Here is a 26,141-nt window from a genome sequence, read left to right on the forward strand (position 1 = left end):
CCGTCGGCGACACCCACCGTCCGAACGAACGCGGGGCGGTGGCGCGTGACGGCGCGCTCGCCGGAGCGCGCCTCGCGCGCGAGCCGCACGACTCTCCCGGCCTCGTCGAAACCCACGATCGAAGACGTTTCGCTGCTCAACTGTGTGTCGCACGACGTTCCGTCGGGGTCGTCCGTAGGGGCCTCCGTCGACGCGGATCGCTCGTCGTGTAATCGTCCGCCTGCACGTGTGAGTCGACGAGCGAGCGTCAGCCGATCGACCGACCGGACACGCGACTCGTGTTCCCACTCGACTCTCCTCACCGACTCCGAACCCGTTTTGCCGCTCGGGGCTCACGAGCGCGTATGAGCGTTCGCGACGAGTTCGATACGTGGGCCGCCGACGGCCGCGACCGCGGGATGGAAGAGCGCCACTGGCACACGGCAAAGCACGTCCTCGCCCGGATGCCGGTCGAGTCGGGCGACGCCGTCCTCGACCTCGGCTCCGGCAGCGGCTACGCCGCCCGGGCCCTGCGCGAGGCGGGCGGTGCGGGGCGTGCGGTGGGGCTCGACGGTGCGCCTGCGATGGTCGAAAACGCCCGCGAGTACACGGACGATCCGGCCGTGGAGTTCCTCGTCGGCGACTTCGACGCGCTCCCCTTCGCCGACGACACGTTCGACCACTGCTTCTCGATGGAGGCGTTCTACTACGCGCCCGACCCGTTCCACACGCTCGAGGAACTCGCCCGGGTCCTCTCGCCGGGCGGGACGCTCTACTGCGCGGTCAACTTCTACGAGGAGAACGTCCACGCCCACGAGTGGCAGGAGAAGATCTCGATCCCGATGACCCTGTGGTCCGCGGAGCAGTACCGAACGAAGTTCCGCGAGGCGGGGCTGTACGTCGCCGAACAGGACAACGTCCCGGACACCGACACCGAGATCCCTCCCGCCGAGGCGTTCCCGACCGAGGGGTTCGAGACGCGCGAGGCGATGATCGAGCGCTACCGCGATCTCGGGACGCTGCTGACGGTCGGCGTCGTCCCCTGACCCGGTGTCCCGACTGACGAGTCGACGACCGGCCCGGCTCGCGGCCCGTTCTCTCGACCCGGTGCCGTTGCTCCCGACCTCGTCCGATTACTCCCGCCCCCGTGCAGCTACCCCCGGCCGACGATCCGGGCGTCACCGGGTGCGAATCCCAGCGTCACCTCTCCGTCGAGCGGGTCGCGCGTCCGAGCGATCACCTCGTGCCCTCGCCAGTCGAGTCGCACGCGCGTCGTCTCGCCGAGGAACTCCGACCGCACGACCCGCGCCCGAAGCCGGTTCGCCGTCGACGACTGGGAGGGTCCGCCGGCCGACCGTCGATCGCCGCCACCCGCTTCGTCCGAACTGTCGACCACTCGCAGGTGTTCCGGCCGAACGGCGAACGTCACCCGCGTCCCCGTCGGGAGTGACTCGCCCGCGGCGACCTGGAACGGCTCCCCGTCGACGTCTACGACCGTCTCGCCTGCGTCGGCGGCGGTCGCCCCACCCGGCCGCTCGACGACCCGACCCTCGAACAGGTTGTTGTCGCCGACGAACGACGCGACGAACGGGGTCGCCGGCTCCCGATAGATCACCTGCGGCTCGCCGACCTGTTCGACCCGTCCGCCGTTCATCACGGCCACCCGATCGGAGACGGCGAGCGCCTCCTCTTGATCGTGGGTGACGTACAGCGTCGTGACGCCGAGTTCGCGCTGGATGTCGCGCACCTGTCCGCGGAGGCGGTCTCGGAGCGCCGCGTCGAGCGCGCTCATCGGTTCGTCGAGGAGGAGGAGCCGGGGTTCCGGCGCGAGTGCCCGTGCGAGCGCGACGCGCTGTTGCTGGCCACCCGAGAGCTCCGTCGGGTCGCGCCCCTCGAACCCGCTCAGGTCGACGAGCTCGAGCAGCTCCCGGACGCGCTCCTCGCCCGAGACCCCGCCCGGTGGGTCGGTGAACCGGAGGCCGTAGGCGACGTTCTCGCCGACGGTCATGTGCGGGAACAGCGCGTAGTTCTGGAAGACGACGCCGACCCCGCGGTCTTCGGGCGGGTCGCTGCCGACGTCCCGCCCGTCGAACCTGATCGTCCCCGTCGTCGGCGACTCGAACCCCGCGACGAGCCGCAGCGTGGTGGTCTTGCCGCAGCCCGACGGCCCGACGAGCGTGAAGAACTCGCCGTCGTCGATCGAGAGAGTGACGTCGTCGAGCGCGGTCGTCTCACCGTAGCGCATGGTGACGTTCGAGAGTTCGAGAGCGGTCATCGTACGAGTGGATCCGGTCGTGTCGGTGGTCGAGTCGAGATCCGACGGGTCGTGGTCCGTCGGTCGGCGGTCGCCATCGGAGTCGTCCGGGTCGTCGCTGGCGGCACTGGCACGCTCGTCCGCACCACGACGGGAGCTTCGCGGTAGGACGAACCGGTCGGGGCTTCGACGGGTCCTCCGAACCCGCACGGATCACGCGCCGTCCTGACGCCGGGATGGGGGTCGGACGCGCGGCCCCCGGTGCGCGGTGAGACCACCCCCTCCCCAGCCGACTGCGGTGCTCGCGCCGGAGGCGCTGTGCGCCTCGTCCTTCGCGCGCACTGGGCGCGACCGTCGTCGCGCCAGCACACGCCACCGCTTCGGCTTCGGCGACGTCGGCTGCCTCCCCCGCTCGCTCGCCACAGGTCGCCACCGATCCGACTCGCAGTCACGACTCCCATCGCCCCCCAAACCGGTCGATGACGACGAAGCTCGCGGCGGTCACGACGAGGAGGATCGACCCCATCGCGGTCGCCGGGCCCAGCCGCCGCCCCAGATAGCGCTCGACGGCGACGGGCATCGTGTAGCTCCCCGACCCCGAGGCGAGGATGACGGTCGAGTCGAACTCGCCGACACTGATGGCGAACGCGAACGCCGCGCCCGCGACGACGCCGGCGGAGACGAGCGGGAGTTCCACGTCCCAGAGCGCTCGCGCCCGCGACGCCCCGAGGCTCCGCGCCGACTCCACCAGTCGGGGATCCAGCTGGGATAGAAGCGGGGCGACGTTCCGTGTGACGAAGGGGTAGGCCGCGACCGCGTGGGCCGCGACGATGGCGACCGCCCCCGTGATCGCCACTCGCGTCCCGAACACGTCGACGCCGAACACCAGCCCACGGAGGAGCCCGAGCCCCACGACGATGCCCGAGACGGCCAGCGGTGCCATCGCCAGCGTGTCGACCGCCTTCCGTCCCCACCCCTCGCCCGTCGAGAGTACGCCCACGACGACGCCCATCGGGAGCGCCACGGCGAGCGTCGCGACGCCGAAGAGGATGGAGTTGCGGATGGCGGGCAGCGGCTTCACCTGGAACTCCGCGCCCGTCGCCTGTCGCTCGACGAGGAACCGATAGTGAGCGAGGGTGAGGCCTTCCGACCCGGTGACGCTCGACAGCACCATGCTGAGGACCGGCCCGACGAAGACGACGCAGACGACGAGGCCGTAGGCGAAGACGGCGAGTCGGGTCGCGACCGCACCGGGGTCGAGCGACTCGGGGAGTAGCGACCGCCGCGGCAGCGGGTTCGCCCCAGTTCCCTGTCCCGACGTGCGACCCTCGTACCGGAGGTAGACGTAGGTCAGCGCGAGCGAGATGCCCGTCTCGACGGTCGCCAGCGCCGCCGCCTCGGCGTACTCGAGGTCGGAGACGAGTTTGAAGATCCACACCTCGACGGTGGCGAGCTGGAACCCGCCGAGCGCGAGCACGATCGGGAAGGAGGCGAACGTGAAGACGAACGTCAGCGTCGCTCCGACGGCCACGGCCGGCAACAGCTGGGGGAAAACGACGTCGCGGAACGCTCGCGACGGGGAGGCACCGAGCCCCCGCGCCGTCTCCACGGCGCGGGCGTCGACGCTCTCCCACGCCGCGGTGACCACACGTGTCACCAGCGGGGCGTTGTAGAACGCGTGCGCGACGATCACGGCCTCGAGGGTGAACAGCAGTTCGACCCCGCCGAGACCGGCCGTCCGGAGCACCGCGTTGAGCGTCCCGTTCCGCCCGAACATCGCGACGAAGCCGATGGCGACCATGATCGACGGGAGCACGAACGGGAGGATCGTCACCGATCGGAGCAAGCGCCGGCCGGGGAACTCGAACCGTGCGAGCACCCACGCGCCGGGGAGGCCGAGCGCGAGACTGGCGAGCGTCGAGAGGAACGCCTGGTAGGCAGTGAAGCCGAGGATGTCGACGAGGTAGAACTCCGAGGTCAGGATCTCGCGGACGGGTGCGAGCGTGAGGCGTCCGTCGACGACGACGCTCTCGACGAACACCGTCCCGACGGGGTAGTAGAAGACGACGAGGAGGACGACCCCCGTCGTCGCCGCGACCGCGGGCAGGAGCGCGCGCTCGCCGGCGGGGGCGACGCGGGCGAGCGTTCGTCCACGACGGCTCATCGGCCCGCTTTCGGGACTCCTGTCGCCGTCGACGGCTGCTCCGTCGTCACTTGCTGGCGAACGCCCGGGCCCACGCGTCGGTCCATTCACCGAGCGAACCCTTCAGTTCGTCGTACGTGAAGGTGACGGCTTCGGGGGGCTGGTGGGCGTACTTCGCGAAGTCCTCGGGGAGCGTCGCCGTCTCCGTCGCCGGGAACTGGACGTTTCGGACGGCGATCTCGGCCTGGATCTCCGGCGAGAGCACGAAGTCCATGAACTCGTTCACCCGGCCGACCCGATCGCTGGACGCGAAGCGGGCCATCCCCTCGGGGTTCGCGTACCCCTGATCGTTCAGAAAGCGGATCTGGTGCTCTTCCATGGGTTCGCCGTACTCGTTGGCGAACACCTGGTCGGTCGAGTACGACACCACCATCGGTGCCTCGCCGTTCGAGTAGGCGTTGTACGCGTCCTCCCAGGTGCCGAGCACCCGCACGTCGTTGTCCTTCAGCGCCTCCCAGTAGTCGAGGTAGCCCTCTTCGCCCTTCGCGGCGACCGTGTGGAGGAGGAACGCCTTCCCCGTCGCGCTCGACGTGGGGTTCTGGACGATGAGTTCGCCGGTGTGGGTCGGGTCGAGGAGTCCGTCGAACGTCTCGGGTGCCGTCGTCTCCGTCTCGTTCCAGACGAGACAGATGTAGCCCGTGTCGTACGGGACGGCTCGTCCTTCGGGGTCGAACTCCAGCGACGACTTGACCTCGCCACGACGCGAGAGTGCCCCCTCGCCGACGGGCGCGAACAGGGGGTCGGAGAGCTTCTCGTCGATACGGATGAGCATGTTCGTGTCGAGCCCCACGTAGGCGTCGGCGTCGATCGTCGCACCCCCCAGCTGTCGTTCGATGAAGTAGTTCAGCTCGTTCTCGGGCGTCTCCCAGACGAGCGTCGCGTCGAACTCGCTCTCGTACTGCTCTTTCAGCCACGGTCCGGGCGACGAACTCGGCGCGTCGACGAAGGCGCTGTACGTCGCGACGACGAGCTCGGCCGGTGCCGTCGATCCGACGGTCGTCCCGGTCGCCTCCGTCGCCGTCGGGGTGTCGGTCGATCCCCCTCCGTCGCTGCCGCCGCTCGAGCCACCGCTGCCGCCGCTCCCGTCGCCCCCACCGCCGAGACAGCCGGCGACGAGCGCCGCGGCGCCACCGGCTCCCGCGGTACGCAGGAAACTCCGTCGTCTCATTACCTGGTTGTTGCACCGAGTGATACTTAACCCCAGTGATCGACCAGTGCCAGTAATCTCGGTAGTGTCGGTGGTGTCGGTGACAGGGACGTGTGTCGGTGGTGTCAGTGACAGGGACGTGTGTCGGTCGCTCCGCCGGTGGGGACGCATGGATTTAATTCACAGAGGGACGCACGCCCCGTGTGGTACTCTCTCGGCGGTACGTCCTGGGTGGTCTGTTCGCGGTGTCGGTCCTGGCAGCCGCCGTCCTCCTGATCGACGTCCTCGGCACGGTGTTCTTCGCCGTCACGGTCGCGTACCTGCTGGTCCCGGTTCGAGAAGAGCTCGTGGCGCGGGAGATCGACCCGCGGCTCGCGAGCCTCACCGTGACGCTCGCGGCGCTCGTCGGCGTCGTCCTCGTCGCCGCCCCGCTCGTGTTCGTCACCGCGAGTCGACTCTCCGATACCATCGCCATCCTGGCCGACCTCCCGACGATGTACGACGTCGAACTGCTCGGTCGGACGTACGTCGTCGACGTCGTCGAGGTTCGTGCGTCGGTCGTCCAGCTCATCCAGGCCGCCGGCCGGCGAGTGCTGGTTTCGATCCCCGTCCTGACGGTCAAGTTCACGCTGTTCGTCGTCCTCGTCTACTCGCTGCTCCAGCGGAGCGAGGCGTCCGCGCAGGCGGCGCTCGCGGTCGTCCCGCCGGGGTATCGTCGGGTCGCCAAATCGTTCAACCGCCGGGCACGGAACACGCTCTACGGGATCTACATCCTGCAGGCCGCGACGGCGGTCGGGACGTTCGTCATCGCGGTGCCCGTCTTCTTCGTCCTCGGCTACGAGTCGGTACTCACGCTCTCGATCGTCGCCGCCGTCCTCCAGTTCATCCCCATCGTCGGTCCGAGCGTCCTGTTGCTCGTCATCGCGGGCTTTCACCTCGCCGTGGGGCAGTTCGTCGCCGCCGCCCTCGTCGTCGCCGTCGGCGGCTTCTTCATCGCGTGGCTCCCCGACATCCTCATCCGTCCGCGCCTCGCCGAGCGCGCGGCGAACCTCTCGGCCGGGGTCTACTTCGTCGGCTTCGTCGGCGGTCTGCTCTCGATGGGCACTATCGGCATCATCGCCGGCCCGCTCGTCGTCGCCCTCGTCGTCGAGGCGGCGAATCTCCTCTCGGACGAACTCAACGCGATCCCCGTCGAGGAAGCCTGAAACACCGGCTCAGGTGGATTCGAGCGGCCCGCCCCGCGCCTCCCACTCCGTCAGCGACCCCTCGTAGAACATGACGTCGTCGTAGCCCAGCTTTCGAAGCACGACGTACGTGTGGCTGATCCGCCGCGCCGTGTTGCAGTAGAGGAGCACCCGATCGCCCGGTGTGACGCCGTGGTCGGCGAGGATCGACGCGATCTCGTCGTCGGCTCGCAGCCCGCGCGAGTCGTCGTCGACGAACTCGCGCCAGTCGAGTTGCACGGCACCGGGGAGGTGGCCCTCCTCCCACTCCCACGGTTCGCGCGTGTCGAGCACCGCGACGTCGTCGTCCGCCACCGCCACTCGCACGGTCTCGAAGTCGACGAACGGCGTCTCGTCCGGTTCGCGCGCCTCGTACGTCGTCTCTCTCACCTCCGGGGTGCCGCGTTCGACCTCGTGGTCGCGGCTCCACGCGCTGAAGTCGCCGTCGAGGAGGCGGACGTCCCCGTGCCCGTACGCGAGCGCCGTGACGAGAAACCGGGCCGCGAAGACGCCGTGAGTGTCGTCGTAGGCGACGAGGGTGTCGTCCGGTTCGATCCCCGCCCCGGACATCAGTTCCTCCCAGACGTCGACGCCGGGGAGCATCCCCTCGCTCGGGTCACCCCCGCTGTCGGCGGCGTGTTCGTCGGCCCGGAACGCGTCGAAGGGGACGTTCACCGCGCCGGGGACGTGGCCGATCCCGTCGAACTCCCAGGCGTCGCGGACGTCGACCACCCGCACCTCGTCGAGGTGGTCGGCCAGCCACGCCGCCGAGACGACGATATCCGTCATGACCGGAGGTTGTCGGCCCCTCGACTTATACCGTCGGACCTCGTCGCCGACCGGCGGACGGGCCGCCGACCCGATCCGTGTCGAAGATAGCGGCGAACGTTGCCGCGCACGACTCCGACAGCTTGATGCGGTTATTCGCCGTCATCGAACGGGTCTGTTCTCCCCGCCAGCTCCTCCGCTTCGCCCAGCCAGAACCTGCCATTCTTGCCCCTTCGACGGACGAATGGCTGTCTCTGCCGTTGCTGTGGGAGTTATGGGGCCGGAAGCCGTACGTACAGTTGCATGTCTGACACTGAGTACGCGAAAGACGTTCTCGTCTCGGCCGACTGGGTGGAGAACCACCTCGAGGACTTCCAGAGCGACGATCCTGACTACCGACTCGTCGAGGTCGACGTCGACACCGAGGCCTACGACGAGGCCCACGCACCCGGCGCGATCGGCTTCAACTGGGAGACCCAGCTGCAGGACCAGACGACGCGCGACGTCCTCTCGAAGGAACACTTCGCCGACCTGCTCGGGAGTCACGGCATCTCCGAAGACTCCACCGTCGTGCTCTACGGCGACAACTCCAACTGGTTCGCCGCCTACACCTACTGGCAGTTCAAGTACTACGGCCACGACGACGTCCGGCTAATGGACGGCGGCCGCGACTACTGGCTCGACAACGACTACCCCACGACGGACGAGGTCCCCGAGTTCCCGGCGGTCGACTACACCGCCCGCGGTCCGTTCGAGGACATCCGTGCGTACCGCGACGACGTCGAGAAGGCCATCGAGCGCGGTATCCCTCTGGTAGACGTCCGCTCGCCCGAGGAGTTCTCCGGCGAGATCCTCGCGCCGCCGGGACTGCAGGAGACCGCCCAGCGCGGCGGCCACATCCCCGGCGCGCAGAACATCTCGTGGGCCATCGTGACTAACGACGACGGCACGTTCAAGTCCCGCGACGAACTCGAAGAGATCTACGCCGAGAAGGGCATCGACGGCGACAACTCGGTCGTCGCCTACTGCCGCATCGGCGAGCGCTCGTCGGTCGCGTGGTTCGCCCTGCACGAACTGCTCGGTTACGACTCCGCCGTGAACTACGACGGCTCGTGGACCGAGTGGGGCAACCTCGTCGGTGCGCCGATCGAGAAGGGCGCGGGCGAGTGAGCGACGGGCACGAGCCCGCGAGCGGACCGGGGAGGAAACGACCCGTGGAGAAGGGTGACTGAGCCGCGACGATTCCACTGCTTTCTTCGACGGGCCTGTTCACCCGAGCACGACCGCCGCCACTTGCGGGGTGACGAACGCCTCGACGAACCCCGCCAGGACGAAGACGACTGCGAGCCCGACGACGATCCGCCACGTCCGGCCGATCTCGCTCACGACGGCCGCCCGTGGCCGGCTGCCACGCCACGCGCCCCAGCCGACGTGGCCGAGTCGGAGCCCGACTCCTCCGGCGACGGCGATGGCGGGCAGTTCGACGATCCCGTGAGGACCGACGAGCGCGGCGAAGACGAGCGGGTCGACGACGCCCGCGACCGCACCCACGAGGAGGCCGTTGAACAGTAACGTCCCCACCGTCGGAAGCCCGGCGAACAGCCCCGAGAAGCCGGCGCTCGTCGCCACGAGCCAGTTGTTGACGGCGATGTTGACGAACGGCCCAACGGGGAAGACGCCGAACACCGTGGCTGGGTCGTCGGGCGCGCCGATCCGGACGCCGTAGCCAGCCGTCGCTCCCCACCCGCCTGCGACACCGGCGGCGAGCACCGCCGCCGCGACGACGACGTACCCCCAGTCGTGCCGGACGAACCCGCCCAGTTCCGCGACGCTCGCCCGCACCGCCCCCCGGAGGCCTGTCGGTCGTCCCCCGTCCACCGACTCCGGTCCGAAACTGTCCCCGTCGTCGGGGTCGTCCCGCGTCGCTTCGGCGTCCTCTCCCTCGTCTTCCTCGTCCGTCTCGACGGCCGTCTCCGCCGTTCCGGCTCGGCCCGTCGTCGGTCGTTCCGCCCCCATCTCGATCGGCTGGGACGGCTCCGTGTCCGACTCGACGCCTCCGAACACGAACCCTCCCTCGTCGGCCGCCGCGTCGCGGGCGCGTCGATCGGTCTCTCCGGCCCGGTCCTTCCCGTCGGTGTCGTTGGTGTCGTCGTCGCCGTCGGCAGCACCGTCGCGGTTTCGTTCGTCCGCCCAGCCAGCGTACAGTGCGACGGCGACCCCGTCGAGCAGCGGCGTGAGGAGGAACGTCGAGACGAGCGCCACGACCCGGTCGACGCCGGCGATACCGAGGCCGACCGCGCCGACGCCGAGGGCGACGTAGCTGGCCACGACCACGACGACGTAGAAGACGAACCCGCCGGGGTGGGCGACGGGCACGCCCGCGCTCCGACGGATCGCACCCCGGACACCGACGTCGTCGACGACGGCCGCGGGGCCCGCGAACGCCAGCAGCGCGAGCACGCCGAGGACGGCGACGACGGTGACGGCTACCCCCACGAACGCGGCGAGGACGGCGGTCGCGGCCGCCCGATCGAGCGCCGCCGTCGCCTCGGGCGCGGTGCCGAGCGTCCCGATCCCGCCGACCACTGCCGCCAGCAGCGGGATCCCGGCGACGACGAAGAGTCCCCACCGGACGACGACGAGACCGGCGAACGTTCGCCACCGACCGGTCCCCGCGACGCCGGCGGCGAGGGCGTCGCGGTCGTCGAGTGCTGCGTCCACCGCGCCGAGCGCGGCCGCCCGGGTCACGCCGCGCGCGAGCACGTAACAGACGATCCCGACGAGCACTGCGATCGAAAGCGGACCGACCACCTCCGGCGACAGCAGCGTCGCCGCGAGCCGGTCGTTCAGTGCCGCTGGCAGTCCCGAGGGGTTCTCCGGCGCGAGCAGCTCGGGGTTCAGCGCGGCGACGTCGTCGACCAGCGGCTCGAGCCGGCCGGTCGCCGTCAGTACCAGGTAGACGACGATCACGCCGACGAGCAGCGGCAGGCGAGCGACGTCCGCCGTCGCGGCGAGCAGTGCGTAGTACGGGAGGACGGCGCTGGCGTCGTCTCGAAAGAGGCCACCCACCGCCCGGAGGGCATCGTCCACTGTCACGCCCGGCGGTTACAGCCCCACGGGCGTATCTCTTCCCCAGCCGTCGCCTGCCTCGGTCGACGCTTTCTAACGCGGAGCCGTTCTATCGCCTGGTATGAACGCTCAGGAGCTCACCGACGCTGTCCACGACGCGCACGAGACGCCGCTCTCCCGACTCGGCTCGTCGAAGTGGGTGTACGCCCTCACCGGGGGCGAGATGGACGCCGACGCCGTCGACGCCGCCTGGACGGGAGAGGCGCGCGCGGCCCACGACGTGTTCACCGCGTGGGCCGCCGACGAACCGGACGCCGACGCCGCGGCCGTCTTCGCCGGCGTCGCCGAGACGGCCGCCGAGCACGGGGGCGACGCCGACGACGCACGACCGATGTACGGCACGCTCGCCGACGTCGAGGGCACCGCCGCACGCGCCGGCGGACTGCTGGCGTGGACGCTCGTCACGGAGAAGACGCTCGCGCAACTCGTGGGCTTCTACGTCGGCGACGCCGACCCCTCGTCGGCGGACACGTTCCGCGACCGCCGGAGCGACGTCCAGGCGCAGCGGGACGCAGCCGAGAACCTGCTCGACGACGTCTGTGACGACGCTGCCGACTGGGAGGCCGCGCGCGACGCCGCCGACCGCGTCGTCACGGCCGCCTACGACGACTACGTGCAGACGCTGGAGTCGATGGGGATCAAGCCGAAGAACGTCTGCTGAGGGTACGGTCTCGCCACGGTCTCGACGCGAGCGGGGGCGTCCCTTCGACCACTCTTTCGACTGGAAACCCGGTCGCAGTTCGACCCGATCGATTCCGGTGGAGGTCGTCGGTCACTGTCGACCGTTCCGACCGCTCGTCGGTGCTGACGGCCGATTCTTCTATCTGCGCGACGATACGGCTCGACGAACTGTCCGCACGTTCCACCCGAAACGAAGGGGGTCGGAGATCAGACGCCGGCCACGCCGGTGCGGTACTCTTTGAGGTGTTCGCGGGCGGCGACGACGTGGTCGTGGAGATCGCCGTCGGTGTCGTCGGCGATCTCGTAGAGGGCGTTCATGTGCCGGTCCAGCCGACCGTGGTCGGGGCCCTGGTCGCGGCTGGCGAGCTCTGCGACCTGGTTGGAGTGGTCGTACAGCCGTCGCTGGAGGTCTCCCTCCGCGAGTTCGCTCGCCTTCCGCAGTGCCTCGCTCGCCGCCTCGAGTTCCTCTCGTGACATACGTCGATGTACACTGTCACGGGAGAAAACGGTTGGTACGGCGGGACGGATTGTCGGTATCGACGACGCGGTGATCGCGAGCGCCAGGCGCGACAGCCGAGCGACCCAAGTAGCCGCGCTCCCTCCGATACACTGTGACCGAGAGCCCGCTCTCCGTGGACCGTCCCGACGCCGACGTCCCCTTCCGCGTCGATGCACCGTTCGACCCCGCGGGCGACCAGCCCGAGGCGATCGAGACGCTCGCGCGGGGGTTCGAGGAGGGGATGAAGCGACAGACTCTCCTCGGCGTCACGGGGTCGGGCAAGACGAACACCGTCTCGTGGGTGATCGAGGCGATCCAGAAACCGACGCTGGTGATCGCCCACAACAAGACTCTGGCAGCACAGCTGTACGAGGAGTTCCGGAACCTCTTCCCGGAGAACGCGGTGGAGTACTTCGTCTCGTACTACGACTACTACCAGCCGGAGGCGTACATCGAACAGACCGACACGTACATCGACAAGGACATGTCGATCAACGAGGAGATCGACCGACTCCGCCACTCGGCGACCCGGTCGCTCCTCACGCGGGAGGACGTGATCGTCGTCGCCTCCGTGTCGGCGATCTACGGCCTCGGCGACCCCCGCACGTACGAGGAGATGGCGCTGAGACTGGAGGTCGGCGACGCCGTCGACCGGGACGATCTCCTTCGGAGGCTGGTGGACCTCAACTACGAGCGCAACGACGTCGACTTCCAGCAGGGCACCTTTCGAGTTCGGGGCGACACGGTCGAGGTGTTCCCGATGTACGGCCGTCACGCGGTCAGAGTCGAGTTCTGGGGCGACGAGATCGACCGCATGGCCAAACTCGACCCCCTCACTGGGGAGGTCGTCTCGTCGGAGCCCGCCGTGCTGGTCCACCCGGCGGAGCACTACTCGATCCCCGAAAACACGCTCGAACAGGCCTGCGAGGAGATCGAGGAGCTCATGGAGGAACGGGTACGGTACTTCGAGCGCCAGGGCGATCTCGTCGCAGCCCAGCGCATCGAAGAGCGCACGACGTTCGACCTCGAGATGCTCCGCGAGACCGGCTACTGCTCGGGGATCGAGAACTACTCGGTCCACCTCTCGGACAGAGAGTCGGGCGAGCCGCCGTACACGCTCCTCGACTACTTCCCCGACGACTTCCTCACCGTCGTCGACGAGTCTCACCAGACCCTTCCGCAGATACGGGGCCAGTTCGCCGGCGACAAGTCCCGGAAGGACTCGCTGGTCGAGAACGGCTTTCGACTACCGACGGCGTACGACAACCGCCCGCTGACGTTCGAGGAGTTCGAGGAGAAGACCGCCAAGACGCTGTACGTGAGCGCGACGCCCGCCGACTACGAGCGCCGGGTGTCCGAACAGGTCGCCGAGCAGATCGTCCGACCCACACACCTCGTCGATCCGGAGGTCGAGATCGCGCCCGCGACGGGGCAGGTGGACGACCTCCTCGAGAGAGTGTCAGAACTCCCCGACGAGGAGCGCGCGCTCGTCACGACGCTGACGAAACGGATGGCCGAGGACCTCACGGAGTACCTCGAGGAGGCGGGCGTCGCGGTCGAGTACATGCACGACGAGACCGACACGCTGGAGCGACACGAGATCATCCGCTCGCTCCGGCTGGGAGAGATCGACGTGCTCGTCGGCATCAACCTCCTCCGCGAGGGGCTGGACATCCCCGAAGTCTCCCTCGTCGCGATCCTCGACGCCGACCAGGAGGGGTTCCTCCGCTCGGAGACCACGCTGATCCAGACGATGGGGCGCGCCGCCAGGAACGTCAACGGACGCGTCGTCCTCTACGCCGACTCCCCCTCGCGTGCGATGGAGTCGGCGGTCGAGGAGACGCGTCGCCGCCGCCGCATCCAGCGGGAGTTCAACGAGGAACACGGCTACACGCCCACGACGATCGACAAGGCGGTTGGCGAGACGAACCTGCCGGGGTCGAAGACCGACACCGGCGGCGTCTCCCGCGAGAACCCGGCCGACTCCGACGAGGCACGGGCGCAGATTCAGCAGCTGGAGGAGCGGATGGAGGAGGCGGCGAGCAACCTGGAGTTCGAACTCGCCGCCGACATCAGGGACCGCATTCGGGAACTGCGCCGGGAGTTCGACCTCGACCGCGAGGACGACGGCGTCGCGCCCGAACTCGATCCGGAGTTCTGAACATGGGTGGAGACAGGGACGACGAGTACCCGGAGACGCCGACGATGATCTTCGCCGCGGGCGGCCTCCTGTGGCGCGAGGCGGACGAGCACGACGCCGATCACGAGGAAGCACTGCTCGCCGTCGTCCACCGTCCGCGGTACGACGACTGGAGCCTCCCGAAAGGGAAGCTCGAACCCGGCGAACTCCTCCCCGAGACCGCGGTGCGGGAGGTTCGCGAGGAGACCGGGTTCGCGGTCGCCCGCGAGAGGTACGCCGGCCGGTACCAGTACGACGTCAGCGAGGGTCCGAAGACGGTGTTCGTCTGGCACATGCGCGTCGTCGACGACCTCGGCCGACCCGACGACGAGGTCGACGACCTCACGTGGCTCACGGTCGAAGAGGCGCTCGATCGTCTGACGTACGACCTCGAACGCGACCTGGTTCGGCGGGTGACCCGGCCGTCGCGACGCTGACTGCCCCTGGTCGGGTTCGCTGGACACTGCACTGCTCGGTTCCTTCGTGTTAGCTTTAGCATTGATTCCACCAGACTGCGAAGGCTTGCAACCACGATTCCGCGATCGGCAACTGAGCGTTCGAGAACGTATTTGAGAACGAAGAGGTTCGGCGTTTTACCTCACGAAAGACACGTTCGATAGCGTTTCGATTTCCGTGGCGGCACACGCGAAATCGGAGGCCGAGTCGGTTGAGTGCAGCTTTCAAATGAGTCGCAGCATCGATCAAGAATGTGACGTCGTTCCGGTGCTGTTTCTCGCGGAGTTCGCGAAGAAACAGCAGAGTGAGTTGCGTCGTTCGCGTCTGAAAGAGCCGAATGTGGAGGAATTGGTTTGTGCCGGGATCGACCGCAGCGTACAGCCAGTGGCGTTGGCCGTTGACGCGAATCATCGTCTCGTCAACCGCACTCTGATTCGGCTCGACGTCACTGTCGGGCTGTAGATCGTCCTTTCGCACCCAGTCGTGAATCGCTGTACGACTTCGTTCGACACCCAATTTCTCAAGGTATTGTTTGGTATTCGAGAGCGACAAGCCAGCGAGATGGAGCTGAATACCCACTTGAATCGCGAACTCGGGTGTCCGTTCTCGCTCCACAAACTCCAAGTCGATCCATTCAGTAGGTCCGCTGAGGCGGTCGATTTCGGGCATAAGGCACTCAGAAATTGACCGCCTCATTCCTAACTTAACACGACCGCTCGGTTCGGGCCACAGATTCATATCACACCGTCCGGTATCTCCCCGCGATGAGGGAGCGTTACCAACCGGTCCTCCGGCGGAGATGAGTCCCCCTCCCGACTCCGCGTCGCCGCCCCGGCTCGTCGTCGTCGGCTCCGACGACGGTGCCGAGCTGTTTCCGGACGGGATCGATCTCGGCGACGCCGTCGACACGACCGGCTCCGCCGATGCGGCCGACGGCACGGTCACGGTCGAGTCGGTTCCGACCGTCGAGCGGGCGGTCTCGCTCCCCCCGGCCGTCGACTGTTTCGTCCTGCTCCCGGTCGACGTGGGCGACGCCGAAACGACGGACGGGGACCGGGACCGGACCCCGTCGGCTCTCGCGACGCTCGTCGACAGCGGCGTTCCAGTCGTCGTGTTCGCACCCTCCGCGACGCTCGACGCGGCGACCGCGTTCGAGGTGGGTGCGGCCGACCACGTCGACAGCGATCGACCGGACGCGACGCTGGTCCTCCGTCGTCGGGTCGAGGCGCTGCTTCGACGTCGGCGGTCCGAGCAGTCCCGACGGGAGAGTCGCCGGCTGCTCGACGTGGTGTTCGACCACGCCCCGGTCCACCTCTACGTCAAGGACCGCGACGGACGACATCTCCGCGTCACGGACGCGTACCTCGCCGATCGCTCGGCGTATCTGGGCAAGACGGACACCGAGCTCTACCCCGACGCGGACTCCGACAGCACCTACCGGGACGACATGTCCGTCGTCGAGACCGGGAAACCGATCCTCGACAAACTCGAGCCGGTTCTGGACCCGAGTGCGGAGCAGTTCTCCCGGGCGAACCTCCACGAGAAGTACGATGGAGTGTTGAACCAGGACGCACTCGACGACGACCCCGGTCCCATCGAGTGGGTGCTCACCTCCAAGGTCCCGTGGACCGAGGACGGCGAGGTCGTCGGCCTGGTGGGGGTCGGGATCGACATGACCGAGCGGGAGCGGGCCAAGCGTCGTCTCGAACGACAGAACGACCGACTGGAGGAGTTCGCGAGCATCGTCAGCCACGACCTCCGGAACCCCTTGAGCGTGGCCCAGGGGAACCTGGAGCTGTACCGACGGACAGGCGAGGAGTCGCGGCTCGATGCCGTCCAGACGGCGCACGCCCGCATGGAACGACTCGTCGAGAACTTGCTGCGGCTCGCCCGGCTGGGACAGATCGTCGACGATCCCGAACCGGTCCCGCTCGAACGTCTCGTCGACGACGCCTGGGCGACCGTCGACACGGGCACCGCGACGCTCGTCTCCGACACCGCCGACACCGCAGACACCGCAGACACTACCGCCGGACTCGGGACGCTCGCGGGCGACCCGGACCGGCTCCGTCAGCTGTTCGAGAACCTGTTTCGGAATTCCGTCGAGCATGGCTCGACGACTCACCGCTCGCACGCTCGCGATGACAGCGTGGAACACGGTTCCACCCCCGATTCCACGGACGACGATACCGTCGAGGTCCGCGTCGGGCGTCGACCGGACGGCGGTTTCTACGTGGCCGACGACGGACCCGGGATCCCATCCGAGGACAGGGATCGGGTGCTGGAGCGCGGGTACACGACGCACGAGGAGGGGAACGGGCTCGGCCTCAGCATCGTCGAGACGATCGCCGAGGCGCACGGCTGGACCGTTGAGGTCGGCCGCAGCGACCGCGGCGGCGCGCGGTTCGACTTCGTCCCTCGGCGGGTCGCGTGAGCGAGAACCGCTGTCGTCCCGGGGTCGGGCCACGACCGAGCGCTCCGTCTCGGCCGCGTCGATCGCGTGACCACGTCGACCGTCTCGACCGACCCGAGACGCGTACCGCCCCGTCGACCTGTCAGGAAACTGTTGTGGTGTTCGTTCCCACGCCGTCGGCGAATCTCAAGGTTTTCATACACCCCCTCCATACCGGGGTTCACGATGAGATCCGACACGACGAGCGAACGCGCCAGCGCCACCCGTCATTTCACCCCCTCGACAGGAGGGATCACCTGAACGATGCGCTCGTTCAGCGACGACTCGACCGACCGGCCAGCCACGACCTGTTCTCCGTCACTCCCCACCGTCCAGGGACGCGTGCTCGCACCGTCGCCGTCGACCGCCTGCGACGCCACCGACGTCTCCGTCGTTCACTGATCACACGAGACCATGCCCGACAGCACATCCCGCCGTCTCCAGAAGTCGTTCCTCAAGTATCAGCACGTGTTCGTCCTCGTCGCGCCCGTGCTGTTCGTCACGTCCGTCTACCTCGCGGCACCCGTCCCCGCCGACGTCGGCCGGGGGTACTGGCTCGAGTTCTGGTGGCTCCTCCCGGTGTTCATGCTGGGGGCGACCATCGTGAACACGGTCGGTATCAGCGGCTCCGCGCTGTTCGTCCCGTTTCTCATCTTCCTCTTCCCGCTCGCCGCCGAACCGCTGTCGCCACAGACCATCGTGAAGGTCGGGCTCATCAGCGAGGCGTTCGGCCTGTCGAGTTCGGCGGTGGCGTTCGTCCAGTACGGCCTCGTCGACCGCCGACTCGCGCTGTCGCTGGTCGCCGGCGCGGTGCCGTTCGTCGTCGCCGGTGCCCTGCTGTCGTTCGTCATCCCCGAGGTGCTGTTCCACTCGTTGCTCGGCGTCGCGCTGCTCGCGGCGTCGTACCTCCTCTTCAGGGCCGATCTGGGGCACGACGACGGTCACGACGACGCCACGGACGCGAACGAGAACGCGGTCGCGGCCGACGGCGGCCGACTCCCGGACGACCCCGGGAAACTCGGTCCCGCCGGCGTTCGAACCGACGCGGACGGGACCGTGACGCGCGTCGACCGTGGGGGCGACGACTACAGCTACACCCGGGGGGGATACCTCCGGCGGTTCGCCAACTACAGCGTCGGCGGGACGTTCCAGGGGCTCGCCGGCTTCGGTGTCGGCGAACTCGGGATCATCTCGATGCTCCGGACGGACGTTCCGGTGCGCGTCGCCATCGGCACCAACCACATCGTCGTCGCCCTCACCGCTATCCTCGCCTCGCTGGTCCATGTCTTCGGCGGCGGCCTCGTCGGCGGCCACTCGCTCAGCCTCGCGACGACGCCGTGGAACATGGTCGTCTTCACCGTCCCCGCGACCGTGGTCGGCGGACAGATCGCTCCCTACGTCTCGAACGCGCTGGAGACGGACACGATCAAGAACTTCGTCGGCGTGCTCTTCGCCGTCATCTCGGTCGCCCTGTTCCTCATGGCCGCCGGCGGGGTGTTCTGAGATGAGCGGGCGCGGATACGACCGCCTCCTCCTCCCGACGGACGGGAGCGACGCGACCACGGCCGCCGTCGCCGAGGCCGGTCGGATCGCCTCGCTCGCCGGTGCGACGGTGCACGTCCTCTCGGTCGCCGACTCGCGCAACCGGTTCGAGAGCCCGGCGGCGGGTCTCGCCGCCGACGCGTGGGAACGCGCCGAGGACGAACGAACCGAGGCGGCCGTCGCCGCCGCCGTCGACGCGCTCCCCGGCGACGTCCCGACCGAACCCGTCGTTCGTACGGGAGTGCCCCACACCGAGATCCTCGACTACGCCGCCGTCGCCGACGTCGACCTGATCGTCATGGGGACGCACGGCCGGACCGGGCTCGACCACTACCTCGTCGGGAGCGTCACGGAGCGCGTGGTCCGCGCGTCGTCGATCCCGGTACTGACCGTCAGGGCTCCCGAGCAGACGGACGGCTGACCGCGAGGGCTGGGGTCGTCAGGGCGGCCCGTTCTCGACGCGCATCTCGACGTACCGACGCGGCCACGCCGCGAGGTGGCTCCGGAGCCGCTCGAACAGGCGTCGGAGCGCCCCGATCGGCGACGTCGGTCGACCACCCTCCGGTGCCGGCACTGACCCGCGTTCGTGGCTCATGAGTTCAGTTCACCGGCGGTCTATCATAAACGTTGGTGGTGGACGCGTCTCCCGCATCTCTCCACGCGATCCACGGCGGCGTTCGGCTCTCGGCGGCTCGGTCGTCCCCGAGTGCGACCGGATTCGCCTCGAGCGCGATCGGTTCGCCCCGAGCGCGATCGGCCCTGCCGACGAGCCGAACACGCAGAGCCCGTCCACGGCGGCGGGCCCGTCACACGCCACGCCGGTCTCGACCCCGTCCACCGACGCCCGCCTTCGGGCTTCCACGTCGAGCGCCGTCTCGACGCCCGCCGGTCGCCGCTCAGTCGCCCGCCTCGTCGTACTCGAACTCCACGTCGGCCTCCGCCGGTTCCCCGTTCGTCACCTCGCTCGCCTCGGCGACGAGTTCGTCCACGCTGTCGAGATCGAGGAGTTCGCGCGTCTCCTCGTCGAACTCCATGCTCTGGAGTCCCGCCGACTCCTGGACGTCGCTCCCCGTGAGCTGCTTGCCGTACCGTCCCAGGAGCGACGTGAGTTCCTGCGGGAGGACGTACGTCGTCGACGGCGCCTGTCCGATCCGGGCGAGCGTCTCGAGCCCCTTGTCGACGATGGCGCGCTCGCCCATCGACTCGGCCGACCGCGCCCGGAGCACGGTGGCGACGGCGTCGCCCTGCGCTTCGAGGACGGCCGCCTGCTTTTCGCCCTGCGACTCGATGATCGCCGCCTGCTTCTCCCCCTGGGCGCGCTCGATGGCGCTCCGGCGCTCGCCCTGCGCCTCCAGGATCATCGCCCGGCGGTGGCGCTCCGCGGAGGTCTGTTCCTCCATCGCGTTGACGACGTCCGCACTCGGCGTCACCTCCCTGACTTCGACGCTCTCGACGCGGATCCCCCAGCGATCGGTGGGTTCGTCGAGTTCCCGCCGTATCCTGTCGTTGATCCGGTCCCGCCGCGAGAGCGTCTCGTCGAGTTCCATGTCGCCCAGCGCCGCCCGCAGCGTCGTCTGTGCCAACAGCGAGACGGCTCGCTGGTAGTCGTCGACCTCGAGGAAGGCACGTTCCGCGTCCATCACGCGGATGTAGACGACCGCGTCCGCCGTCACGGGCGAGTTGTCCTCCGTGATCGCCTCCTGGGAGGGGACGTCCATCGTCTGCGTCCGCATGTCGAACGCGTACGTCCGCGAGACGAACGGGGGGACGACGTTCAGTCCGGGTCGAAGTAGCCCGCGGAACTCCCCGAAGACGGTCAACGCGCGGACCTCGTACGCCTCGACGATCTCGACGGCGCTGTACACCGCCGCGACCGCGAGCGCCAGGAGGGTGAGCCCGATCACCGTCACCGGCGTGATGGGGACCACGAGGAGGGCGACGACGACGAACGCGACGGCGACCAACCCGGTCTGGAGGGCACGACCGAGTCCTCCCCGAGTTCGGACGCCGCCACGCTCCCCGGAGGTGAGGCGGGCGACCGTCCGACCGAGCCTGCGGAAGATGCTCATACATTCGCTAGGGGAGAGCGGCTGATAAGGCTTGATGCGCCTGACAGGAGGTGTGGTGCGTTCGCGCCCGTCGACTTCGGCGTGACCGACGTCGCCGGGCGTCCCGATCCCCTCCGGCGAGGACGAGGCGTCCCCTTCGACGTCGGTGCGTCCGTTCGGCGGTCGTCCCGTGCGCCTCCCACGATGGATGCGAGTCACGGCGCATCGAGCCAGCGACACGTCCCTCCTGTGAGTTACACACCCGCCGAACGAGTTGCACGGCTATCGTCCGAGCCACACGTCCACCGTGCGAATCACACCGGCAGCGACGGCCCGAGTCACAAGACACTCGTAGGTCGCGTCTGCTATTCGGACGCATGAACGACCGCGCCGCCATCGAGGTCGAAGACCTGCTGAAGGTCGTCCTCGTGCTCGTCCTCGTCTGGCTCGTGCTGGAGATCGTCGGCGAGATCGTCGGAATCGTGAGTGCGCTGTTCGGCCCCCTCCTCGGTCTCGTCATCGTCGTCCTGATCGTGCTCTGGTTCCTCGACTACATCTGATCCGCCGGGCGGCCGCGAGAGGCCGACGAGACGACCCGATTTCCCTCCTCTTCGCGCTCCCCGTCTCGGCCGACCGGCCGTGAGACGGCCGATAGTTTCAGTCGGGCACATTCTCTCACAATATGCATACGAGTTGATGTCCTCTCCCGACGTACGTCCACCTCGACTCGTGCGATTCGGTACCGTGTACCACTCGCCGAGGGAGTGACTGGTCATGTCGTCAGAAGAGATCCACGTCGACGAACCGCTCGTCCGTCTCCAGCCGGGCGGGAAAGCATCGATCATCGACTACAACGTGCCCGAATCCGTCTCGTACGGCGGGCAGCACTACGTCGGCCTCGACGTCGACCCGGCGTGGTTTTCGGACGCCGCGACGGGCGGTCGCACCTACGCCGACTGGCTCCGCCGACGGTTCGACGTCGATCCGAGCGACGACTCGGCCGACACGGTCCGCGGGCGGATCGACGTCGTCGAGCGCATCCGTGAGGGGCTCGCGAACGACGGGGGACCGATCGTCTTCCCGCGGAACGACGTGCTGCTCCGGGCGGTCGACACGTCGGCGGAGTCGACAGCCACCGCGGGACGGCCACCGACGGCGATCCGACCGATGCTCCGGAGTCGCGCCTCGTCGGACGCCGACCGATCCGGACGAACCACCCCGGACACGGCCGGTGCGACGATGCAGCCGCTCGCGATGGCCCGATCCATCTCCCCGGAGGTCGTCGACGCGGTCCAGCCCGAGGCCGTCGCGGATGCGGTGCTCGACGCGAAGATCCCGCTGTTGCGCTACAACCTCGCCGGCACGCTCGTCCCGACCACGATCCGCGCCCCGCCTCGGATCGAGCCACAGCTGCTGCTGGTCGAACGCTACCGGCTCTCGACGTACCTCGGCGACTACGGGGCCGGCCGGACGCTGAAGACGTTCTCCCTGCTCCCGGGCGAGGAGACGACAATCAGCCTCCGGAGCTACCGCAAGTCGCGCGAGGAGCGCGAACGCGCCTCGAGCATCCTCGACTCGTTCACCGAGACCGCCGCGCGGGAGTTCGAGCGACACGTCGAGAACGAGCAGTGGGACCGCGAAGCGTACTCCGCGTCGGTCGGCTACAGCTCCACCTCCACCGTCTCGGGCGGTGGTGGCGGCGGGCTCAACCTCGGCTTCTTCAAGATCGGCGGCTCCGCGAAGGCGTCCTCGCGCAAGACGTTCGAGGTCGGCACGGAGGTCGCCCGCGAGGAGTTCTCGAAGAGCGTCACCAGCGCCGTCTCGAAACACGCCCACGAGTCGTCGACCCGGCGCGACGTCGAGATCAACACGAACTACGAGAGCTCGGTCGAGGAGGGCGAGTCGCAGTCGACGGTCCGGCGGATCGAGAACGTCAACCTCGGTCGGACGCTGAACTTCGTCTTCCGACAGATGAACCAGGAGTTCCACACCGTCGTCCACCTCGTCGACGTCCGGGTGGCGTTCACGAACGGCGGCGTCCGGACCAACGCCACGGGCACCAGCGTCCGTGGCCTGGAGTACCGCGAGGTGCCCCTCTCGCAGCTGGACGACCTCCTCGACGAGTTCGTCGAGAGCGACCACCACGACGACGTCAGACGCCTGATCGAGGCGGAGCTGTCGACCGTGACCAACTACGCCGGCGAGGCGCGTTCGATGGTCGAGCGTGCGCAGACCCGGACCCTCGACGGTGAGGTCGCCCGCGACTACCTCCGCGTCCCACGGCTCACCGACACCTACCAGGACAGAGAGGTGCCCGGCGTCGTCGTCTCGGCGGTCACGAACGTCATGCGGACGGAGGGCGTGATCGTCGAGGCGCTCCTCGGCCAGTCCGACGCGCTCGACGACTACTCCGCCCGGCTCCAGGAGGAGGCCGTCGAACACCGCGACGTCGAGAACGAGGCGATCGCGGCCGAGACCGAGAAGACCCGGCTCGGCATCCAGGTCGTCCGCGACGCCGACGCCGAGCGCGCCGCGGTGTACCGCGACGTCTTCGGCACGCCGCGTTCACCGGACGACTCGGGAGCGACCGATCCGGCGACCGACGAGCCAGCGCCGACGCCGTGACCGTGTCCACGACTGTGACCGACGCCCGGTTCGAGTCGCGCCGACGGCGGCGTCTTCTCCGGACGGAGACACTCCTCCACCGGAACGTGCTCTCGGCTGCGCCGACAGCGGAGGGTTCGCGACTGGTGGACGACACGTCGTCGCGGATCTCGACGCTCGCCGCCCGGGTCGCGGACCCGTCGCGGCTGCTGCCGGAGCGGGCGGTCCGGTTCGACGGTGACTCGATCGACGACGACCGCGACTCCGACGACGACGGCTGACCGCTCAGGGGAGCCGTTCGTTCCGCCGAGACCGCTACGTCCGACCGGACTGTTCGAAACGTACACCACCCTGCCGGCCTTTCCCCAGTCGTGTTCAGCCTCAACGTCCCCGTCCCCGGCACGGTCGCCCGGGTCGCGTCCGACCTCCACCCGCTTCTCGTGAGCGCGGGCGTCGACCGTGTCCGCGACCGGCACTCGCTCGTCGTCAAGCGGTTCGAGGGCGACGGGTGGGACGAGAACTCGCTCTCCCGACTGCGCGAACGGCTGCGGACGGTCCTGCGGGGCGAACCGGCGTTCGAGGCCCGTATCGTCGAAGTCGACACGTTCGAACACCCGCCCCGGGGACCGGGGCCGGTCGTCTACCTCGCCGTCGAGAGTCCCGGACTCGTGGCGCTCCACGGCCGTCTCGTCGACGCGTTCGGCCCCATCGCCGGGCTAGAGGGCGACGACTACACGCCCCACGTGACGCTCGGGCGTGGCGGGACGTTCGACGCCGACGCGCTCGCGACCCTCTCGGACCGCGTCGACCCCGTCACGTGGACCGTCTCCGAACTCGCCGTCTACGACTCCCGGCACCGCGAGACGGTGTCGCGGCTGTCGCTCCCGGCGTGAACGGGTCGTCGGCGCAGAGGGTCTCCCCGTCCGGGCGGGTTCTCTCTCTCGACGGTTCCCTCGTCTCAGTCCCGTTCACCCACCCGTCTTACCGTTCGACGACCCGCATCTCCATCGGCTGTCGGGGGTGCATCGTCAGCGACCCGCGGAGGTCGAACGGCTCTTCACCCACGTACTCGAGGCGGTAGCGCGGACAGGTCGTGCCGAGGATGAGCCGCGCCTCGAGAAGCGAGAGCTGCTTGCCGATGCAGAAGCGCGGCCCACCGCCGAACGGGAAGTACGCGAACCGCGGTCGCTCGTCGGCCCGTTCGTCGAGCCAGCGGTCGGGGTCGAACGTCAGCGGTGCGTCCCAGTACCGCTCCGAGCGGTGGACGGCCCACTGCGGGAGCATCACGGCACTGCCCGCCGGAACCCGGTAGCCACCGAGGCGGACGTCGACCTGCGGTTCGCGGAAGATGGTGTACACCGGCGGGTACAGCCGCATCGCCTCCTGCAACACCGCTTCGGTGTACTCCATCCCCCGCACGTCAGCGAACGTCGGCAACCGCCCCCCGAGCAGGTCGTCGAACTCGGCGTGGAGACGCGACTCCACCTCGGGGTGTTCCGAGAGGAGATACCAGGTGTACGTGAGGGTGAGCGCGGTCGTGTCGTGGCCCGCGAGCAGCATCGTCACCATCTCGTCGCGGAGGTCCTCGTCGGTCTGTTCACCCTCGTCGCGGGCCCGGAGCAGGATCGACAGCAGGTCCATCGGCTGCTCGCCGTCCGCGTCGTCTCCGTCGTCGTACTGGGTGCCGTCCCGCTCGTCGATGAGGTCCCAGACCACCTCTTCGATCGCCGACAGCGCCCGCCGGTAGTCGCGGTTCTCCCGGGTGGGTGCCCAGTCGGGGATGGCGAAGCGGAACGGGTTCGGCTCGAACCGGGCACCGATCGGTTCGAGGTTCTCCTGCAGGATCCGCACCCGCTCGTCGTCGATGGTCGCCCCGAACATCGCCTCGACGATGATCTTCACCGTGATCCGGGCCATCTCGAGTTCGACGTTGACCACGTCGCCGTCGTCCCACCCGGCGAGCATCTCCTCGGTGTACTCGACCATCATCTCCGACAGCCCCGAGAGCCGCGACATCAGGAAGGCTGGCTGGGCGAGATCGCGCTGTTTTCGCCACCGCTCGCCCTCGCCGAGCAAGAGCCCGTCGCCGAGGAGGTCGCCGATGGCGTCGTCCTGAAACTTCGGTTTGCGGTACGTCGCGCTGTCGGTCAGCAACACCCGCTCGATGTCGGCGGGGTTGGTGATCATGTAGGTGTCGATGGGACCGAGTTCGAAGTGAGCGACGTCGCCGTACGCCTCGGCACACGCCGTGATGAACGAGAAGGGGTCGCGGGCGTACTGCCCGGTGTTGCCGATGACCGGGAGCCCTCTCGGGCCTGGTGGTTCTGCACTCATTGTGCACACTACGGCTGGAGAGTCATGAACCGTTCGGCCCGGTTTCGAGACGGCACCCAGTCGCCGTCGGGTTCGCGTGTCCGTCGCTCCGGAGTCCACGCACTGTCGGTCCGACCGTCGTCACCGGTGCCGTCGCTCGCCGTGGTGATCGATGGGTGAGACGCACGTCGACGTCAGACGGGGCGTACGCACGGTTTCGACCGGTGAAAAGCGCGGGGTGGCCGGTGTCGACAGGTATCGGTTACGCGGCGAGTTCGGTTCCGCTCGCGTCGCGGACCGCCAGCGCGAGTTCGTCGGTCTCCTCGACGCTCACCGCGTACGCGACCGTCTCGGAGTCGGCGTCGTAGAGCCTGAGGTACGCCCGTCCCTCGTCCTCCTGCGACTCCGGCGGCCTGGACCTCGTTACGTCGTCGAACGGCTCGGTCGCGGAGTCGTAGAGGCTCTCGTCGTCGGTGCGTGCCGTCGCGGTGCCGGCGACGCCCGTCCCGAGTAACAGGGCGGCGGCCCGGAGGTACTCACGGCGCTCCATTCTGACGCGGCGTAGTTGGTGGCGTCGCGGAGTGCCTTCACCACCGATCCGTCGTCGGTGTCCTCCGTCGTGGTGTAGACGAGGGTGTTCGCCTCCGCGTCGTACAGCCGGAGG

The 26,141-nt window shown here is 68.8% G+C and carries 24 protein-coding genes; 13 read left to right on the top strand and 11 right to left on the bottom strand.

Annotated features, from left to right (window positions below; all coding sequences use genetic code 11):
* Nucleotides 1-344 precede the first annotated feature (344 nt).
* Nucleotides 345-1,025: a class I SAM-dependent methyltransferase gene (locus FZP69_RS00890; protein ID WP_152039515.1), complete on the top strand. Its 681-nt coding sequence runs from the start codon at nucleotides 345-347 to the stop codon at nucleotides 1,023-1,025.
* Nucleotides 1,026-1,132: 107 nt separating this feature from the next.
* Here FZP69_RS00890 and FZP69_RS00895 read toward each other — a convergent pair whose 3' ends face one another.
* The 3 genes from FZP69_RS00895 to FZP69_RS00905 form a co-directional block, all read right to left on the bottom strand.
* Nucleotides 1,133-2,254 carry an ABC transporter ATP-binding protein gene (locus FZP69_RS00895; RefSeq protein ID WP_152039516.1) on the bottom strand — a complete coding sequence of 374 codons (1,122 nt, stop codon included), beginning with the start codon at nucleotides 2,252-2,254 and terminating at the stop codon, nucleotides 1,133-1,135.
* 427 nt (nucleotides 2,255-2,681) lie between these two features.
* The gene (locus FZP69_RS00900; RefSeq protein ID WP_152039517.1) at nucleotides 2,682-4,397 is read right to left on the bottom strand and encodes an ABC transporter permease; all 1,716 of its coding nucleotides are present in this window, start codon (nucleotides 4,395-4,397) and stop codon (nucleotides 2,682-2,684) included.
* A gap of 46 nt (nucleotides 4,398-4,443) precedes the next feature.
* Nucleotides 4,444-5,604 (bottom strand): thiamine ABC transporter substrate-binding protein, encoded by a 1,161-nt coding sequence (locus tag FZP69_RS00905; RefSeq protein ID WP_152039518.1) that lies wholly within the window; start codon nucleotides 5,602-5,604, stop codon nucleotides 4,444-4,446.
* Between the two features lie 182 nt (nucleotides 5,605-5,786).
* Here FZP69_RS00905 and FZP69_RS00910 point away from each other — a divergent pair, with 182 nt between their 5' ends.
* Complete coding sequence (locus FZP69_RS00910) at nucleotides 5,787-6,788, top strand: AI-2E family transporter (RefSeq protein ID WP_152039519.1); 1,002 nt, start codon at nucleotides 5,787-5,789, stop codon at nucleotides 6,786-6,788.
* 9 nt (nucleotides 6,789-6,797) lie between these two features.
* Here FZP69_RS00910 and FZP69_RS00915 read toward each other — a convergent pair whose 3' ends face one another.
* On the bottom strand, nucleotides 6,798-7,595 hold the full coding sequence (locus FZP69_RS00915; protein ID WP_152039520.1) for a sulfurtransferase: 798 nt from the start codon (nucleotides 7,593-7,595) through the stop codon (nucleotides 6,798-6,800).
* A gap of 282 nt (nucleotides 7,596-7,877) precedes the next feature.
* On the opposite strand from FZP69_RS00915, the gene FZP69_RS00920 reads away from it, so the two are divergent.
* Nucleotides 7,878-8,744, top strand: a complete 867-nt coding sequence (locus FZP69_RS00920; RefSeq protein WP_152039521.1) for a sulfurtransferase — start codon at nucleotides 7,878-7,880, stop codon at nucleotides 8,742-8,744.
* A gap of 99 nt (nucleotides 8,745-8,843) precedes the next feature.
* Here the strand turns inward: FZP69_RS00920 and FZP69_RS00925 are convergent, their stop codons facing one another.
* Entirely contained in the window at nucleotides 8,844-10,670 is a 1,827-nt protein-coding gene (locus FZP69_RS00925) for a stage II sporulation protein M (RefSeq protein ID WP_152039522.1), read from the bottom strand.
* 94 nt (nucleotides 10,671-10,764) lie between these two features.
* Between FZP69_RS00925 and FZP69_RS00930 the strand changes: the two genes are divergently transcribed.
* Nucleotides 10,765-11,364, top strand: coding sequence for a transcription antitermination protein (locus FZP69_RS00930; RefSeq protein WP_152039523.1), 600 nt, complete (start codon nucleotides 10,765-10,767; stop codon nucleotides 11,362-11,364).
* Between the two features lie 227 nt (nucleotides 11,365-11,591).
* Here FZP69_RS00930 and FZP69_RS00935 read toward each other — a convergent pair whose 3' ends face one another.
* Nucleotides 11,592-11,861, bottom strand: a complete 270-nt coding sequence (locus FZP69_RS00935) for a DUF7553 family protein (RefSeq protein ID WP_152039524.1) — start codon at nucleotides 11,859-11,861, stop codon at nucleotides 11,592-11,594.
* A 134-nt stretch (nucleotides 11,862-11,995) separates the two neighbouring features.
* Between FZP69_RS00935 and uvrB the strand changes: the two genes are divergently transcribed.
* Together uvrB and FZP69_RS00945 are read left to right on the top strand one after the other, a co-directional pair.
* Nucleotides 11,996-14,044, top strand: a complete 2,049-nt coding sequence (gene uvrB / locus FZP69_RS00940) for an excinuclease ABC subunit UvrB (RefSeq protein ID WP_152039525.1) — start codon at nucleotides 11,996-11,998, stop codon at nucleotides 14,042-14,044.
* Between the two features lie 2 nt (nucleotides 14,045-14,046).
* Entirely contained in the window at nucleotides 14,047-14,499 is a 453-nt protein-coding gene (locus tag FZP69_RS00945) for an NUDIX hydrolase (RefSeq protein ID WP_152039526.1), read from the top strand.
* 55 nt (nucleotides 14,500-14,554) lie between these two features.
* On the opposite strand, the gene FZP69_RS00950 is transcribed toward FZP69_RS00945, so the two are convergent.
* A complete protein-coding gene (locus FZP69_RS00950; protein ID WP_152039527.1) occupies nucleotides 14,555-15,187 on the bottom strand; it encodes an IS6 family transposase in 633 nt (210 codons plus the stop codon).
* A 130-nt stretch (nucleotides 15,188-15,317) separates the two neighbouring features.
* Between FZP69_RS00950 and FZP69_RS00955 the strand changes: the two genes are divergently transcribed.
* The 3 genes from FZP69_RS00955 to FZP69_RS00965 all read left to right on the top strand — a co-directional run bounded on the left by FZP69_RS00955 (nucleotide 15,318) and on the right by FZP69_RS00965 (nucleotide 18,933).
* Entirely contained in the window at nucleotides 15,318-16,952 is a 1,635-nt protein-coding gene (locus FZP69_RS00955; RefSeq protein ID WP_152039528.1) for an ATP-binding protein, read from the top strand.
* Between the two features lie 432 nt (nucleotides 16,953-17,384).
* Complete coding sequence (locus tag FZP69_RS00960) at nucleotides 17,385-18,473, top strand: sulfite exporter TauE/SafE family protein (protein ID WP_152039529.1); 1,089 nt, start codon at nucleotides 17,385-17,387, stop codon at nucleotides 18,471-18,473.
* 1 nt (nucleotide 18,474) lies between these two features.
* Complete coding sequence (locus tag FZP69_RS00965) at nucleotides 18,475-18,933, top strand: universal stress protein (RefSeq protein WP_152039530.1); 459 nt, start codon at nucleotides 18,475-18,477, stop codon at nucleotides 18,931-18,933.
* Nucleotides 18,934-18,951: 18 nt separating this feature from the next.
* On the opposite strand, the gene FZP69_RS22230 is transcribed toward FZP69_RS00965, so the two are convergent.
* Both FZP69_RS22230 and FZP69_RS00970 read right to left on the bottom strand, forming a co-directional pair.
* Nucleotides 18,952-19,107 (bottom strand): hypothetical protein, encoded by a 156-nt coding sequence (locus tag FZP69_RS22230; RefSeq protein WP_192918411.1) that lies wholly within the window; start codon nucleotides 19,105-19,107, stop codon nucleotides 18,952-18,954.
* A 301-nt stretch (nucleotides 19,108-19,408) separates the two neighbouring features.
* Nucleotides 19,409-20,581, bottom strand: coding sequence for an SPFH domain-containing protein (locus tag FZP69_RS00970; protein WP_152039531.1), 1,173 nt, complete (start codon nucleotides 20,579-20,581; stop codon nucleotides 19,409-19,411).
* 356 nt (nucleotides 20,582-20,937) lie between these two features.
* Here FZP69_RS00970 and FZP69_RS00975 point away from each other — a divergent pair, with 356 nt between their 5' ends.
* The 4 genes from FZP69_RS00975 to FZP69_RS00990 all read left to right on the top strand — a co-directional run bounded on the left by FZP69_RS00975 (nucleotide 20,938) and on the right by FZP69_RS00990 (nucleotide 24,057).
* On the top strand, nucleotides 20,938-21,120 hold the full coding sequence (locus tag FZP69_RS00975; RefSeq protein WP_152039532.1) for a DUF7554 family protein: 183 nt from the start codon (nucleotides 20,938-20,940) through the stop codon (nucleotides 21,118-21,120).
* 214 nt (nucleotides 21,121-21,334) lie between these two features.
* Nucleotides 21,335-23,185: a hypothetical protein gene (locus tag FZP69_RS00980; RefSeq protein ID WP_152039533.1), complete on the top strand. Its 1,851-nt coding sequence runs from the start codon at nucleotides 21,335-21,337 to the stop codon at nucleotides 23,183-23,185.
* Nucleotides 23,186-23,310: 125 nt separating this feature from the next.
* On the top strand, nucleotides 23,311-23,445 hold the full coding sequence (locus FZP69_RS23180; protein WP_275689332.1) for a hypothetical protein: 135 nt from the start codon (nucleotides 23,311-23,313) through the stop codon (nucleotides 23,443-23,445).
* Nucleotides 23,446-23,535: 90 nt separating this feature from the next.
* Complete coding sequence (locus FZP69_RS00990; RefSeq protein ID WP_152039535.1) at nucleotides 23,536-24,057, top strand: 2'-5' RNA ligase family protein; 522 nt, start codon at nucleotides 23,536-23,538, stop codon at nucleotides 24,055-24,057.
* A gap of 88 nt (nucleotides 24,058-24,145) precedes the next feature.
* Here FZP69_RS00990 and FZP69_RS00995 read toward each other — a convergent pair whose 3' ends face one another.
* Both FZP69_RS00995 and FZP69_RS01000 read right to left on the bottom strand, forming a co-directional pair.
* Nucleotides 24,146-25,498: a cytochrome P450 gene (locus tag FZP69_RS00995; RefSeq protein WP_152039536.1), complete on the bottom strand. Its 1,353-nt coding sequence runs from the start codon at nucleotides 25,496-25,498 to the stop codon at nucleotides 24,146-24,148.
* 241 nt (nucleotides 25,499-25,739) lie between these two features.
* Nucleotides 25,740-26,027, bottom strand: a complete 288-nt coding sequence (locus tag FZP69_RS01000) for a hypothetical protein (RefSeq protein ID WP_152039537.1) — start codon at nucleotides 26,025-26,027, stop codon at nucleotides 25,740-25,742.
* Nucleotides 26,028-26,141 lie beyond the last annotated feature (114 nt).

Source organism: Salinigranum salinum (assembly GCF_009176545.1).
Taxonomy (GTDB): domain Archaea; phylum Halobacteriota; class Halobacteria; order Halobacteriales; family Haloferacaceae; genus Salinigranum; species Salinigranum salinum.